Origin of the sequence: Micromonospora sp. D93, from assembly GCF_018070365.1 — a bacterium.
GTDB classification, from domain to species: domain Bacteria; phylum Actinomycetota; class Actinomycetes; order Mycobacteriales; family Micromonosporaceae; genus Micromonospora; species Micromonospora ureilytica.
In genome coordinates this window covers 76,359-89,714 of sequence record NZ_JAGPXW010000006.1, presented here as the reverse complement: position 1 = coordinate 89,714, position 13,356 = coordinate 76,359, and the positions used below count along the sequence as shown (strand labels likewise).

The window sequence follows — 13,356 nt, the reverse complement described above, 5'->3', positions numbered from 1 at the left end:
GTTACCCCCCGGTGACCCGGTCGCGGCGACGCCGCCGGTCAGCCCAGGTGGTAGTTGATGTGCGCGGACCAGCGGGCGAAGCCCAGCCGTTCGTAGAGCGCCACCGCCCCGGTGTTCGAGTCGTCCACGTAGAGCATCACTCGGTCCAGGCCGCGCTTGTCCCGCAGGTGTGTCAGCCCGGCGGTGGTGAGGGCCCGGCCGAGCCCGCCGCCGTGCGCAGTCGGCTCCACACCCAGGACGTACACCTCGCCGATCCGGGCCGACCCCGGCCGCTCGTGCACCTTGGTCCAGTGGAAACCGAGTAGGCGGCCGGTCGCGGTCTCCTCGGCGAGCAGGAAACCCGCCGGGTCGAACCACGGCTCGGCGAGGCGTACCCGCAGGTCGTCCAACGTCCACCGGCCCTGCTCGGGGTGCTCGGCGAAGGCTCGCGCGTTGAGGGTCAGCCAGGCCGCGTCGTCCGCCCCGGGTCGGAACGCGCGCAGCACCACCCCGTCGGGCAGGCGCGGCTCACCCAGCGGGGCGGCCAACGGCCGGCGCAACTGCCAGAGCACCCGGGCGCGGGTGAAGCCGAGGTCGACGGCGAGCGCGGCGGCCGAGGGGTGGTCGCCGTGCGCCCACGCCCGCAGCGGCCCGGTGGCCGAGGCGAGTACGCCCCGGGCGAGCGCACGCCCGGTGCCACGTCGCCGGTAGGCGGGGTGCACCACCAACTCGACCCCGATCCCACCGACCGGGTCGGTGGTGTCCAGGTGCGCGTACCCGGTGAGGGTGCCGTCGTCGGCGCGGGCGATCAGATGCACGGCGGGGGCGTCGGCGTCGCGCAACCGGAGCAGGACGTGTTCGTCGAGAGGGTCCGCTCCGTCCGTGTCACCCGCGGCGCTGGCCAGGGCCAGTACGTCGGCGATCTCCGCCGCCGCCAACCGGTCGCTCCGGGTCACCTGGTCGCTGGTCGGCTCCGCGCTGCTCATTCCGCCACCGTATCCGCTGAGCGTCGTGGCGCCCGGACCGTCGCCCCAAAGCAGCGGCTCACGTCGGATCGGTGGGGAGTGCCTCCAACTCGAAGCGGGCGGTCAGGTCGGGCAGGATCCGGCGCAGCGCCTCGACAGTGCCCTGCCGGTCCCCACCGGCGTCGTGCAGCAGCACCACCGAGCCCGGCTCGGCCTGGCTCAGCACCGTCGCGCTGATCTTGTTGGCGCCGGGCAGCTCCCAGTCCGACGGGTCCACCGACCAGTGCAGCGGGGTCATGCCGAGTTGCCGCGCCACCGACACCACCGGGTATGTCCAAGCCCCGCCTGGCTGGCGGTACCAGACGATCGGCGCGTTCGGCACCGCCGCCCGGATCGCCGCGTTGGTGCGCAGAAGGTCGGAGCGGATCGCGTCGGCCGACCGGGCGCCCAGGCCGACGTCGTGGTGCCAGGAGTGGTTGCAGAGGGTGTGCCCGGCGTCGACGATCGACCGGACCAGGTCGGGGTGGTTCTGCGCGTTCTCGCCGACCACGCAGAACGTGGCCTGCACGTCGTACTCGCTCAGGAGGGCGAGGACCTGCGGGGTGTAGCGCGGGTCCGGCCCGTCGTCGAAGGTCAGCGCGAGCCGCGGGCTGCCGGTGGTGGCGTGCGCGCCGAATAGGTTGTCGCCGCCGGCGTCTCGTCCGGACCCGTCCTGGCCGGTCTCGACCGGGCGGGCGCTGTTGCTGGCACTGGCGTTCCGGGTTCCGCCCGGTTCGCCAACGCTGGGTTGGTCGGCGTAGTGCGGCCCGTCGGCGCTCGTGGTGACGCCTGTGGAGTGCGGAGGCGTCTGGTCGGGAACGAGGCTGCGGCCCAGCACGTACGCCGAGCCGAGCAGCCCCGCCACCACAAGCGTCACGATCCCCGCGGCCCGCGCGGTGGAACCGCCCCGCGTCACGACTTCCGCCCAGCTCGCCGGTCACGCCGGCTCGTCGCCCCCGTGTTCAGTGCGCGCACCATCACCCCTTTCTACGACAAACCCGGCAGTCAGAATAGAGCTGCCAAGCCGCGCAAAAAGGGCATATGGGAAATCGGCCGGGGTGGCGGTCCGCGGATCAGACCGGCAGGGACACGTGCTCCGCCTCGGCCAGCGCCCGCGACGGCGGAACGACGAACTTGTAGCCGACCTGGCGAACGGTGCCGATCATCGACTCGTACTCCGAGCCGAGCTTGGCGCGCAGTCGCCGGACGTGCACATCCACGGTGCGGGTGCCGCCGAAGTAGTCGTAGCCCCAGACCTCGCGCAGGAGCTGGTCCCGGGTGAACACCCGGCCCGGGTGCTGGGCCAGGAACTTCAGCAGCTCGAACTCCTTGTAGGTGAGATCGAGCGGACGGCCCTTGAGCTTGGCCGCGTAGGTGTCCGGGTCGATGTTCAGCTCGCCGGCCCGGATCGAGCCACCCGCGCCAGCTGTCGCGTTGCTGAGCCGGCCCACAGCCAGCCGCAGCCGTGCCTCGACCTCGGCGGGGCCGGCCGAGGCGAGGATGACGTCGTCGACACCCCAGTCGGCGTTCAGTGCGATCAGACCGGCCTCGGTCACCACCGCGACCAGCGGCACGCCGAGCCCGGTGGCGTGCAACATCCGGCAGGTCGCCCGGGCCTCGCTCAACTCCGATCGGGCGTCCACCATCACCGCGTCCGGGCTGGGGCCCGCGACCAGTGTGCGAACATCACGCGGCGCGGTGCGAACCGAGTGCGGCAGCAGGTCGAGTGCCGGCAGCACAGCCGACGGCTCACCTGCGCGCGCGGTCACCAACAGCAGGATCTCCACGATCACCTCCGTCCCGGCGGCGCGAGGCCGCACGCGACCAGTCGCACTCATCAAGGAGTGCGCTGAGAAATTGCGTGGTCCCGGCGTCGCTGACGGGCGGGTAACGCGTTGAGCGTAACCGATCGCCTCGGCCGCGCCGTCAGGCCGTTTCCCGTTTGTCTATCTTGCCCCTGATCGTGGCCCGGATTTTAACGTCGCCGAAACCCTTGACCACCGCGTCGGGCCGTCGGTCTGGCACGATCGGGTCGTGTTTCCCTCCACCTCGCCCGAGGCCGGCCGCGAATCGTGGCCCGCCGGGCCCCAACCGGGCCCGGCCGCCGCAGCGACGCGCGGCCAACCGCCCGCGCCGCGTACCGGTCCGGCCACCACCGATGGCGATCGCCGCGAACGGGGTGGGCCTCGCCGTGCCCGTCGCGCCGGCGAGCCGGCCCGCCGATCCGAAGACGAGATCGACGAGCCGGAAGAGGAGGTCATACCCCCGGTCGCTGTGCACCGCCAGCTGGCGCTGACCATCGCCGGTTTCGCCGCGCTGCTCGGCGTGGGCCTGGTGCTCGGCGCGCAGACCTCGGGCCCCGGTCACCGGCTGCCGTTCGCCTTCATCATCTTCGGCGTCCAACTGCTGTTCGTCCTCGCCTGGACGATGGCCATGCGTCCGCCCGCGTTGCTGGTGGTCGCCGGGATCAGCGCCGCGGTCGCGGCCCTGGCCGACGTCGCGGCGGTGCAGACCGACGTCGCCGGCCTGGCGCCGCTGGGCTACCTGGCCGCAGGCGGGTTCCTCGCCGCGGTGCTCGGCCAGTTGGTTCGCCGGGTCGACCGGGTTCGGGTCACCGACTCGCTCGGCGCCACGCTGCTCATCGTCGTCGGGGTGGTGGCCTTCGGCACCCTGATCGTGCTCAGCCGGATTCCGGCCGGCACCCAGGCGATCACCGTCTGTCTCACCGCGAGCGGTGTCGCGCTCACCGTCGCCCGGCTCACCGACGCCGTGCTGCCCTGGCCCCGGCTGGCCCCACAGGTGCCCCGGGGCGCCGCCGGCGTGGTGGCCGGCGCGATGGTCGGCACGTTGACCAGCGCCCTCCTCGGCAGCTACCTGGTGGCTCCCTTCACGCCGACCCGGGCCGCCGTGATCGGCCTGGTCGCGGCGGTCACCGCCGTCCTCTCCGACCTCGCAGTGGGGTACGCGGAGGCGGGCCGGTTGATGGCCGGTGAACCGCCCACGATGTGGGTGGCCCGGCACATGCAGGGTCCGCTCGGCGGCTTCGCCCTGGCGGCGCCCGCCGCGTACGCCATGTGCATGCTCTTCCTCTGAGTCACGGTTGAGCGCGGAGCCGGTCGGGTACCTACGGGTGCGCCGCCCTGCGGCGTCGGTACGAACGACCCGTCGCGGCGCGGCGGGCGGAGACAGGAGGCGGCGTGGCGCGGGACTATCCGGTGGACGAGGCGCGACCCCGACGGCGTGGCCGCAAGCTGCTCATCGGGCTGTTCGTTCTGCTCCTGCTGCTGGCGGGGCTGTTGGTGGTCGCCGACCGGGTGGCTGTCGGGGTCGCCGAGCGGATGATCGGCGACCGCGTGCGTCAGGAGATCGCCAAGCAGGGCGCGCAGTCCGCCGCGCCCGACGTGGAGGTGGGCGGAACTCCGTTCCTCACCCAGGTGCTGGATGGCCGTTACCAGCGGATCACCATCAACCTGCGGGACGTGCAGGCCTCGGTCGAGGGCGACGCCGTCCGGCTGCCGGTGCTGGACGTGACCGCCCGCAACGTCCGGGCCTCGCTGGACACCCTGCGCACCGGCCAGGGTGACGTCGTGGCGGACACCGTCAACGGTGCCGGCACGATCAGCTACGAGAGTCTGGCCGCGCTGCTGAACCGCCCGGGGCTGGCCCTCGGCGAGCAGAACGGCAAGCTCACCGTCACGGCCCCGGCCGACATCCTCGGTCAGAAGCTCACCATCAGCGGAACCGCCGACGTCACGGTCGCCGACAACGGCGCGGTCGCCCTGCGATTCAACGACCTGGACGCCGCGGGTCTGCCGAACCTGCCGCTGGCCCGTGCCTTCCTGAGCAACTACGCCAAGAGCATCTCCATCGACGTTCCCCTCCCGGAGTTGCCGTTCCAGCTCGCGGTCCGGGAGGTCCGTCCACTGCCGGAAGGGCTTGCGGTCACCGCCGACGCGAAGAACGTGCCGATCAACTCCGCTGGCTGACGCCGGAGGCGCGGTGGGACGCCGAAATCCTCGGCGTCCCCGTGGATTCCCGGATGGTGGTCGGCCCAGTGGCAGCACGGTCACTGGCTGGTAAGCTCCCTGGCCATGGGGACCCACCTCACCAAACGGCGCGCGGTCGACCTGTGCCGCGTGGCCACCTGCCTGTGTCGCCCCGTCATCTGACGGCGGGGCTGTCTCCGGCCGCCTGACGGCGGCCACCGGCACAGGGTTCTCGCACCCTCCGGTTATCCCACCGAACGCCCGGCAGCGGCGCCGTCGCACGAACCCGTGATCCCGTCCTTCCGCTGGGTCCCGCGCGTGGTGCGACAGATACATCCATCGATTCGCGCGCGTTGGCTCACCATCCATCCTCACCAGGGAGTGATTCGATGAGTCGCGACACCGCACTCGTTTCGGCCGAGTGGGCCGAGAAGAACCTCGACGCCCCGGGCGTCGTCTTCGTCGAGGTCGACGAGGACACCTCGGTCTACGACACCGGCCACATCGCCGGCGCCATCAAGATTGACTGGAAGACCGACCTCCAGGACCCGGTCCGCCGGGACTTCGTCAACAAGACGCAGTTCGAGGCGCTGCTCTCCGAGCGGGGCATCAGCAACGACGACACCGTCATCCTGTACGGCGGCAACAACAACTGGTTCGCCGCGTACGCCTACTGGTACTTCACGCTCTACGGCCACCGCGACGTGAAGCTGCTCGACGGCGGCCGCAAGAAGTGGGAGCTGGACGCCCGCCCGCTCGTCACCGACGCGGTGTCCCGCCCGGCGACCCAGTACGTCGCGCAGGAGCCGGACACCTCCATCCGGGCCTTCCGCGACGAGGTCGTCGCCGCGATCGGCACCAAGAACCTGGTCGACGTGCGCAGCCCGGACGAGTTCGCCGGTCGCCTGCTCGCCCCCGCCCACCTGCCGCAGGAGCAGGCGCAGCGGGCCGGCCACATCCCCACCGCGATCAGCGTGCCGTGGTCCAAGGCGGCCAACGAGGACGGCACCTTCCGGTCCGACGACGACCTGCGCAAGATCTACGGCGATGCGGGGCTCGACGACGGCAAGGAGACCATCGCCTACTGCCGGATCGGTGAGCGTTCGTCGCACACCTGGTTCGTGCTCCAGGAGCTGCTGGGTCACCGCAACGTCAAGAACTACGACGGCTCCTGGACCGAGTACGGCTCGCTGATCGGTGTGCCGGTCGCGCTCGGCGACGAACCCGGGGAGGCATGATCATGACTCTTCCCACCGCCGCGAGTTGCGCTGCACCGGACCAGGCCGCGCCGTTGCCGGCCAGCCTGGATCTGGAGAAGGAAACCGTCATCACCGGCATCGTCCGCTCCGCCGAGGCCGAGCCGGTGCCGGGCGCGTACGTCCGGTTGCTCGACTCGACAGGTGAGTTCACCGCCGAGGTGGTCACGTCGGCCGCCGGGCAGTTCCGGTTCTTCGCCGCGCCGGGCTCGTGGACGCTGCGGGCGTTGTCCCGGCACGGCAACGGCGACACCGCTGTCACTGCCGGCCGAGGTGTCAACGAGGTCGCCGTCACCGTCGCCTGACCTACCGCTCTGATCGACCGGGGCCGGTCACCCTTTCCGGGGTGACCGGCCCCGGTCGTCTGTGCTGCGTCTTCCGTTGCATGGCAACGGGATCGGGGTGCCGCCATGTCGCAATGCGAGATGAACTACTCAGCGTCACCCGAGGTTGGATGGAACGGCTCAGCCCCTGACTGGGCGTGTCAACGACCATCCGAAACGCGTGGTGTGCAGGCGTTGGCGATCGCGGCGGTGTCCCAATAGAACGGGTGAACCTCGGTGATCCGCCCGTGCTCTACGGTGATCGTCTGCAAGATCGAAAAGTCAAGTTCGCGTCCAGTGGTTCGGGCACGTGCGTGTACGCGGGTCAGCACGACAAGTGGACTGGTGGTGGCAAGGAAGTGCTGCTCGACCATCTCGAAGCTGTCCCACATCTGGCTCATGGCCAGAAAGAACCTTTCCATACCTTCGTGCCCCCGCCAGATTCCCCCATAGGGCAGACCCGCTGCCTGGTGCAGTACGACGTCCGGCGAGAAGAACGGTTCGAGCGGTGCGAAGTCTGCGGTCCCTGGCCCGCCCGCGGCTAGGTACTCGGTCTCGGCCGCGTACATGCCCTGCAGTACGGAAAGTTCGGTCGTTGTCGTAGGCGTGATCATGCCTTACACACTGGCCGACGAGGCCCGCATGTGCTGGCGGAAATCGGTCGTCACGTTACGCCGGTCCAATCAGACCCATCGGCATGCGTCATTATCTAGGGGTGGCGATCACGGTTGGTGCGGACAGCGGCGTGTCCGGTCAAGAGGTTCCGATCATCCTTTGCGTCAGCGCGGATGCCTTGATGCTCGATGAGGTGCGGCAACAGCTTGCCGGGGTCTGCCAGGTGGTGAGTTGCGCAGACCTGGTCCAGTTGCGGGCAATGTTGTTCCCGTCGTCGGGTGCCCCGACGCCGGCCGTCTGGCCGGTCACCGAGGCGCAGGGTCTGGTCGAGTGGGGTGAGCTGGTCGTCGACCGGGCCGGCCACCGGGTCACCTGGCGCGGTGAACCGCTCCCGCTGGCCCCCACCGAGCGGGAGTTGCTCGCCCTGCTCATCGGCCCGCCGCTGGTGGTGTGGAGCTACGAACAGCTCTGCGCGTCAGTGCTGGGTGGCGTCGACACCGCGGCGTTGCAGTCCACGGTCAGACGGCTTCGCCGCAGGTTGCGGGGCTTACCGGGCGGGCCGCAGGTGCACACCGTGCGAGGTGTCGGCTATCGACTCGACCCGGCGCCCCGGCTGAACGGCCGCTGACCCGCCGTCGCCCCGCCCTGCCGACCGCCTCCGCCGCCGCCCCGGCGGCGTGAGCGTGACACCATGGCCGGGTGAGCGGTGTTGTCCAGACGGGTTGGGCCTCTTCGGCCGGCCCTGCCGCGCCGACACCGACCCGGTCGCGGCGACGTTGGCTGCTGGCCGTGACCGTGGCCTGGGCCGTGTTGCTGGGCGGGCTCACCTGGATTTCGGTGCGGGACGACCCGCCGACCGTGCGCGAACAGCGTTCCCTCGATCAGGCCGGCCCGGTGGTCGATCGGGCGGTCGGCGAGTTGGCTCGCGCGGCTGGTGTTGCCGGTCTGTTGGAGTTGGGCCCGGCGCGGGTTGCGTCCGGTTGTCGGGTCACCCCGTTCGCCGACGGGGCGCGGCTGCGCCGCGAGGTCGGTGTGCTCGCGGCCACCGGTGACGAGCGGGCCGTGCTGGCCGGCATCGCCGAGCGGCTGCCGGCGAGCTGGCGGGCCGGGGTCGGGCCCGGGGTGGACGGCCCCGAACTGCGCGCCGACGCCGGAGAGTTCGTGGCCGTCGAGGGTCGGCCGACAGTCGACGGCCGGGTGCGACTGCTCGTGGACACCGGTTGCCGGCCGGTCGGCGCCGGCTACACGCCGGCCCCGGCCACCGCTGCCGGCCCGGAAACCGCCGCGCTGACCGCCGCGCTGACCGCACTCGACCGGCCGGGTGATGCCGCTCCGGAGCTGGTCACCGCTCCCTGCCCGGGCGGCGGGCTCGCCCGTACCGCCCGGTCCGCGGACGGGCCCGGTCCGGCGGCCTCGACGGCCGCGCTCGCCACGCTGGCCGGCAACACCCCACTGCTGGACCAACCCCCGGTGTACGCGTACCGCAGCGGTGCCGTCACGGTGCTGGCCGAGATCGGCGAGGACGCCACCCGAGTGGCCGCCACCGTCGGCTGCCCGGGCTGAGCCGGGCCGCCCGCTCGGGTCACCCGTTGCCCGGCTGATCCTCCGGGCCACGGCTGCGGCCCAACGCGTCGACCATGCCCCACCGGCCGGGGATGTCCAGCAGCTCGACCCGGCCCATCCCCGGTGGCACCGCCGGGTCGATGATCAGGTGCTCGCCCTGCGGCTCCAACCCCAACATCACCCGCAGCAGCAGCAGTGGGGTGCCTGTCGACCAGGCCTGCGGGCTGCACGCGGTCGGGTACTCCACCGGGTAGTCGGTGAGGTCCCGGGCGTAGCCGGCGAACGCCTCCGGCAGCCGCCCCTCGAAGTACCGGGACGCCGCCAGCATGGTGTCGCAGAGCAATCCGGCCTCCTCCCGGAAGCCGTACCGCCACAGGCCCCAGGCGATGATCGAGTTGTCGAACGGCCAGACCGTGCCCACGTGGTAGCCGATCGGGTTGTACCGTCCCTCGTCCGAGGCGAGCGTCCGCACCCCCCAGCCGGAGAACAGTCGTGGCCCGAGCAGGTGCTCGACCACCTTGCCGGCGCGCGACTCGTCCACGATGCCGCTCCACAGCAGGTGCCCGATGTTCGAGGTCAGCGCGTCCACCTGCCGGCCGTCGGCGTCCAACGCGAGGGCGTAGTGCTCGCGGTCGGGGATCCAGAAGTCGCTGTCGAACCGCCGTTTGAGATCGGCGGCCTGCCGCTCCAGCTCGTCGGCGAACTCCGGGTCGTTCCAGAACTTCCGGGCCAGCCGGGCCGCCCGGATCTTCGCGTCGTACGCGTAGCCCTGCAGCTCGCAGGTGGCCCGGGGGAAGCCGGGCAGCTGGCCGTCGGCGTACGAGATGGCGTCCCAGGAGTCCTTCCAGCACTGGTTCTGCAGACCGCTCTCCGGGTTGCGGGTCTGGTACCAGAGGTAGCCGGTGCCGAGCAGGTCACCGTAGGTGTCGATCCACTGCAACGCCGCGCGGACCTGCGGCTCCAGCTTGCGGACGAGCGCGCTGTCACCGGTCCACCGCTCGTACTCGTCGATCAGGATGATGAACAGGGGCGTCGAGTCGGCCGACCCGTAGTACGGCGAGTGTGGCTGCTCCTCGAAGCCGGCGGTCTCGCCGTACCGCAGCTCGTGCAGGATCTTGCCGGGTTCCTCGTCCCGGAAGTCGTCCACCCGCTGCCCCTGTAGGCCGGCCAGCATCAGGATGGTCGGCGGGACCAGCTCCGGCAGGAACGGCAGCACCTGCAAGGAGGTGATGATGCTGTCCCGGCCGAACAGGGTCATGAACCAGGGCAGCCCCGCGGCGATCAGCCGCACGCCCAGGGCGATCGACTCGTAGCGCAGTGCGGCCAGGTCGTTGAGGCTCTGCCGGTACGCCCCGGCCAGCGGCTCGCAGTCACAGCCGAGCTTCGGCGCCCGGTCGATCAGCTCCTGCTGCTCGGCTCGGATGGCGTCCGCGCTGCGGCTGCCGCCGTACGGGAGGGTGGCCCGGATGTCCTCGCCACGGGCGCCGTAGACGACGCTGGACACGTGCAGCCGGGTGGTCCACCTGCCGTTGCGGCCTATCCGGATCCGGAAGGTCATCCCGGTGTCGTCGACCTGTGCCGGTGCGGTGGTGCTGACCACCGTCTCCCGGTGGAAAGCCTCCCGCCGGTAGGTCAGCCGCAACTCGTTCTCGGCGACCGTGACTGTGGTCCGGCCCCGCTTCTGCCGAGAATTCTTGATCTCGAACAGGTCGGCGAAGTCGGCCCCGATCTCGATCCGGACGGTGCACTCGACCTCCGCGCCGAGGTGGTTCAGCACGGTCAGCTCCTCCTCGAAGCTGCCCACTATCGCCCGGCTGCGGATCACCGACACCTTGGCGTCCAGATAGTGCGTGGGTTCCCCGGGGGCAAGGAAGAACTTGGTGCGGTACGACTCGGCGTCGTCGACGGAGAGGGCGTGCAGCCGTTGATCGTCCAGGGTGAGTACCCACGTGGACAGGAAGCGGGTGTCGAAGGAGAACAGCCCGGTGGGGAAGTCGTAGGACGGCTCGATGTCCCCACGCCGGTCGCTGACCAGGAAGGTGTTGCCGTCCAGAATGCTGACGAGGTCCTTCACCCGAGTCGCCCGGCTGCTCGGCGGGCCGTTTCACGGGGGTCGCGGGTGCCGGGCGGGTCCGGAAAGAACCGGCGGAAGGCGAGGAAGAGCACCACGTTTCCGCTGAACGTGCTCTCGTTGCGCAGCACCGCCGCGACCCCCTGGGCCTCGCCGGCGATCAGTCGGTCGAAGAGGGCGGCGCTGCTGTACCAGATGGCGTCGGCCGGGCCACGCCCCCGGCTGACCTGGACGAACCCGGGCCGCATCCGGACCAGCCAGTGTTCGGTCCGGTGGTCGTCACCGAGGTCGATCTGAAGGGTGCCGTGGGCCAGGCCGCCCAGGACGTCGGGGGCGCGCGACGGCAGTGCTTCGAAGAACCTCTCCGCCGCCTCGGTCACATCCGAATCGTAGGCAGCCGTCCGAGATGTCGGGTCGGTATCGGCACTCCGCTCGTATCGACCCACCGCCGCCCTGCGGTCAGTAGACGAGTGCCTGCGCGCCCTCGGCCAACGCCTCCTCGACGAAGACCGCGGCACCGGCGATCCGGACCCCCGGGAGTACGTCGTCCGGGCCGATCTCCCGGCGGGCCGCGCACTGCGTGCAGGCGGTCACCCGGCCGCTGGTCAGGATGACGTGCAACAACTCGGCCAGCGGGGCGGAGTGCGGCAGGTCGAACTGCTGGGCGCGACCGGGCAACGCGAACCAGGTCGACTCACCGGTCAGCCAGAGCGAGACGTCCACCCCGGCCGCCACCGCCGTCGCGGCGACGGTGAATGCCTGCGCGCACCGCTCCGGGGCGTCCGCCCCTGCGGTGGCCTTGACGACGAGATTGCGGGCCATGTGGCCCAGCATAGGATGGCCGGGATGGTTACCGAGATCGGGTTTGTCAGCCTGCTGGTCGCTGGCCTGGGCGGGCTCGCCGGTGGCCTGGTCTACCTTGCCGTACGCATTTCGAGAGGACGTTGGTGAGCGCGAGGAGTGAGCCGGGTTTGCGAGCCCCGCAGTCGCGAACGAAGGTGTCAGAGTGAGCGAGAACCCGCTGCAGCCACCGTGGCTGAACGCGCCGCCGGTCGAGGAGTACCCGTTCGAGGAGAGTCACGACCTGCGGGTCGGGCCGAAGCTGCACCCCGCGCTGGATGCCCTGCTGCCGTACATCGGTCTGTGGCGCGGTCGGGGCAAGGGCGGCTTCCCCACCATCGAGGACTTCGACTACGCGCAGGAGATCCGGATCAGCCACGACGGCCGACCGTTCCTGCACTACGAGTCGCGTGCCTGGATCCTCGACGAGCAGAGCAAGCCGGTCCGTCCGGCCGGTCGCGAGGTCGGCTGGTGGCGGCCGGTGCTGGTGGACGGGCGGGCGACCGACGAGCTGGAGGCGCTGCTGACCACCCCGACCGGGGTGATGGAGCTGCACCTGGGCAAGCGCACCGGCACACAGCTCGAGTTCGCCACCGACGCGGTGATCCGGACTCCGACCGCCAAGGAGGTCACCGGCGGGCACCGGCTCTTCGGCATCGTCGAGGGTGCGTTGCTCTACGCCCAGGAGATGGCCGCCATGGGGCACGGGCTCAGCCCGCACCTCTCGGCCCGACTCGTCCGGGTCGGCGGCTGACCTCCACGGGTCGGCGGTCGTCTAGACGGGGAAACCCAGCAGGGCCTGTAGGGCGGGGGTGCGCGGGCAGCGAGCCCGACGTACCCCGTCCAGGGTGTGGACCTCGGCGGCTCCGCGCAGCGACGAGGTGAACCACACGCCGTCCGCCGCGTGCAGCTCGGCGGTGGTGACCATCCGCTCGGCGGCGCTCAGGCCCAGCTCGCCGGCGCGGGCGAGCAGCCACGCCACGGTGGTGCCGGCGAGGATGCCGGTGGTGGCGGCCGGCACCGTGCAGAGCATGTCGTCGGTGAGCCACACCACATTGGCGGTGGGGCCCTCCAGCGCGTACCCGTCGGAGGAGATCCAGAGCACGTCGTCCACGCCGGCCCGGCGGGCCCAGCGGCGGGCGGCGCTGTTGACCGCGTACGACGTGGACTTGATGCCGGCCGGCAGCCAGGTCAGCTCGTTCCGGGCGGTGGCGGGCAGCCCCAGCGGCAGGGTGGCCACAGTGATTCCGTCCCGTCGGGCGGCCCGGGAGGATGCCGGCACCTCGGCCAGCGTGGCGTAGACAGTGGGCGGGCCGCCGGCCTCCGGGCCTCGGGTGCAGACCAACCGAAGTGCGCCTTCCACAGGCGCTGGCCAGCCTGTTCGCACCTCGTCCAGCAGGTCGATCAGTGCGGCGGTGGGGGGCAGGGCCAGCTCGACGGCGCTGGCCGCCGTGGCCAGGCGGGCCAGGTGTTCGTCGCGCAGCCACGGCTGGCCGTTCCGCAGGTGCATGGTCTCGAAGAGGCCGTCGCCGTGCAGCACCCCGAGGTCGTCACCGCGGAGCACCGGGTCGCCGGGCGGCACCGGGCCGCGTCCCAGGACGGCGATCCGCGCGGTCGGGTCGGCCGCGTTCTTCCCGACGGACGACCTCACCATGACCGTCGAGCGTAGCGGTGATCGATCGCGGTGCGGGGAACAGCCTGGTGGCCGAACTATGATCG

17 protein-coding genes are annotated in these 13,356 nt (G+C 71.3%); 9 read left to right on the top strand and 8 right to left on the bottom strand.

The features are described 5' to 3' along the window. Positions 1-38: 38 nt before the first annotated feature. The 3 genes from mshD to KBX71_RS09660 form a co-directional block, all read right to left on the bottom strand. A complete protein-coding gene (mshD, locus tag KBX71_RS09670; RefSeq protein WP_210817637.1) occupies positions 39-965 on the bottom strand; it encodes a mycothiol synthase in 927 nt (308 codons plus the stop codon). Positions 966-1,023: 58 nt separating this feature from the next. Then, entirely contained in the window at positions 1,024-1,899 is an 876-nt protein-coding gene (locus KBX71_RS09665) for a polysaccharide deacetylase family protein (RefSeq protein WP_210817636.1), read from the bottom strand. 157 nt (positions 1,900-2,056) lie between these two features. Further along, on the bottom strand, positions 2,057-2,776 hold the full coding sequence (locus KBX71_RS09660) for a response regulator transcription factor (protein WP_196930392.1): 720 nt from the start codon (positions 2,774-2,776) through the stop codon (positions 2,057-2,059). Between the two features lie 241 nt (positions 2,777-3,017). Here KBX71_RS09660 and KBX71_RS09655 point away from each other — a divergent pair, with 241 nt between their 5' ends. The 5 genes from KBX71_RS09655 to KBX71_RS09640 all read left to right on the top strand — a co-directional run bounded on the left by KBX71_RS09655 (position 3,018) and on the right by KBX71_RS09640 (position 6,530). Further along, positions 3,018-4,076: a hypothetical protein gene (locus KBX71_RS09655; protein WP_210817635.1), complete on the top strand. Its 1,059-nt coding sequence runs from the start codon at positions 3,018-3,020 to the stop codon at positions 4,074-4,076. Between the two features lie 104 nt (positions 4,077-4,180). Further along, positions 4,181-4,969 carry a DUF2993 domain-containing protein gene (locus tag KBX71_RS09650; protein ID WP_196929303.1) on the top strand — a complete coding sequence of 263 codons (789 nt, stop codon included), beginning with the start codon at positions 4,181-4,183 and terminating at the stop codon, positions 4,967-4,969. 105 nt (positions 4,970-5,074) lie between these two features. Further along, positions 5,075-5,152: an Ms5788A family Cys-rich leader peptide gene (locus KBX71_RS34790; RefSeq protein ID WP_310503780.1), complete on the top strand. Its 78-nt coding sequence runs from the start codon at positions 5,075-5,077 to the stop codon at positions 5,150-5,152. Positions 5,153-5,358: 206 nt separating this feature from the next. Next, positions 5,359-6,207, top strand: coding sequence for a sulfurtransferase (locus tag KBX71_RS09645; RefSeq protein ID WP_210817634.1), 849 nt, complete (start codon positions 5,359-5,361; stop codon positions 6,205-6,207). Positions 6,208-6,209: 2 nt separating this feature from the next. Further along, on the top strand, positions 6,210-6,530 hold the full coding sequence (locus KBX71_RS09640) for a DUF1416 domain-containing protein (RefSeq protein ID WP_124820321.1): 321 nt from the start codon (positions 6,210-6,212) through the stop codon (positions 6,528-6,530). Positions 6,531-6,709: 179 nt separating this feature from the next. Here KBX71_RS09640 and KBX71_RS09635 read toward each other — a convergent pair whose 3' ends face one another. Beyond that, positions 6,710-7,162 (bottom strand): nuclear transport factor 2 family protein, encoded by a 453-nt coding sequence (locus KBX71_RS09635; protein WP_210817633.1) that lies wholly within the window; start codon positions 7,160-7,162, stop codon positions 6,710-6,712. A gap of 182 nt (positions 7,163-7,344) precedes the next feature. On the opposite strand from KBX71_RS09635, the gene KBX71_RS09630 reads away from it, so the two are divergent. Then, positions 7,345-7,791, top strand: coding sequence for a winged helix-turn-helix domain-containing protein (locus KBX71_RS09630; protein WP_247683204.1), 447 nt, complete (start codon positions 7,345-7,347; stop codon positions 7,789-7,791). 71 nt (positions 7,792-7,862) lie between these two features. Further along, the gene (locus KBX71_RS09625; RefSeq protein WP_210817631.1) at positions 7,863-8,726 is read left to right on the top strand and encodes a hypothetical protein; all 864 of its coding nucleotides are present in this window, start codon (positions 7,863-7,865) and stop codon (positions 8,724-8,726) included. A 19-nt stretch (positions 8,727-8,745) separates the two neighbouring features. Here KBX71_RS09625 and KBX71_RS09620 read toward each other — a convergent pair whose 3' ends face one another. The 3 genes from KBX71_RS09620 to KBX71_RS09610 form a co-directional block, all read right to left on the bottom strand. Then, on the bottom strand, positions 8,746-10,800 hold the full coding sequence (locus KBX71_RS09620) for a glycogen debranching N-terminal domain-containing protein (protein ID WP_210817630.1): 2,055 nt from the start codon (positions 10,798-10,800) through the stop codon (positions 8,746-8,748). Continuing rightward, positions 10,797-11,177, bottom strand: coding sequence for an SCP2 sterol-binding domain-containing protein (locus KBX71_RS09615; RefSeq protein WP_210817629.1), 381 nt, complete (start codon positions 11,175-11,177; stop codon positions 10,797-10,799). The genes KBX71_RS09620 and KBX71_RS09615 overlap by 4 nt, the downstream gene beginning before the upstream one ends. 79 nt (positions 11,178-11,256) lie before the next feature. Next, positions 11,257-11,631 carry a DsrE family protein gene (locus KBX71_RS09610; protein ID WP_124820325.1) on the bottom strand — a complete coding sequence of 125 codons (375 nt, stop codon included), beginning with the start codon at positions 11,629-11,631 and terminating at the stop codon, positions 11,257-11,259. Positions 11,632-11,643: 12 nt separating this feature from the next. Between KBX71_RS09610 and mtfM the strand changes: the two genes are divergently transcribed. Beyond that, on the top strand, positions 11,644-11,748 hold the full coding sequence (mtfM, locus tag KBX71_RS34400; protein ID WP_030327764.1) for a small membrane protein MtfM: 105 nt from the start codon (positions 11,644-11,646) through the stop codon (positions 11,746-11,748). A 55-nt stretch (positions 11,749-11,803) separates the two neighbouring features. Further along, complete coding sequence (locus tag KBX71_RS09605; protein WP_091402847.1) at positions 11,804-12,391, top strand: FABP family protein; 588 nt, start codon at positions 11,804-11,806, stop codon at positions 12,389-12,391. A gap of 21 nt (positions 12,392-12,412) precedes the next feature. Here the strand turns inward: KBX71_RS09605 and KBX71_RS09600 are convergent, their stop codons facing one another. Then, complete coding sequence (locus KBX71_RS09600; RefSeq protein WP_210817628.1) at positions 12,413-13,291, bottom strand: aminotransferase class IV; 879 nt, start codon at positions 13,289-13,291, stop codon at positions 12,413-12,415. Positions 13,292-13,356 lie beyond the last annotated feature (65 nt).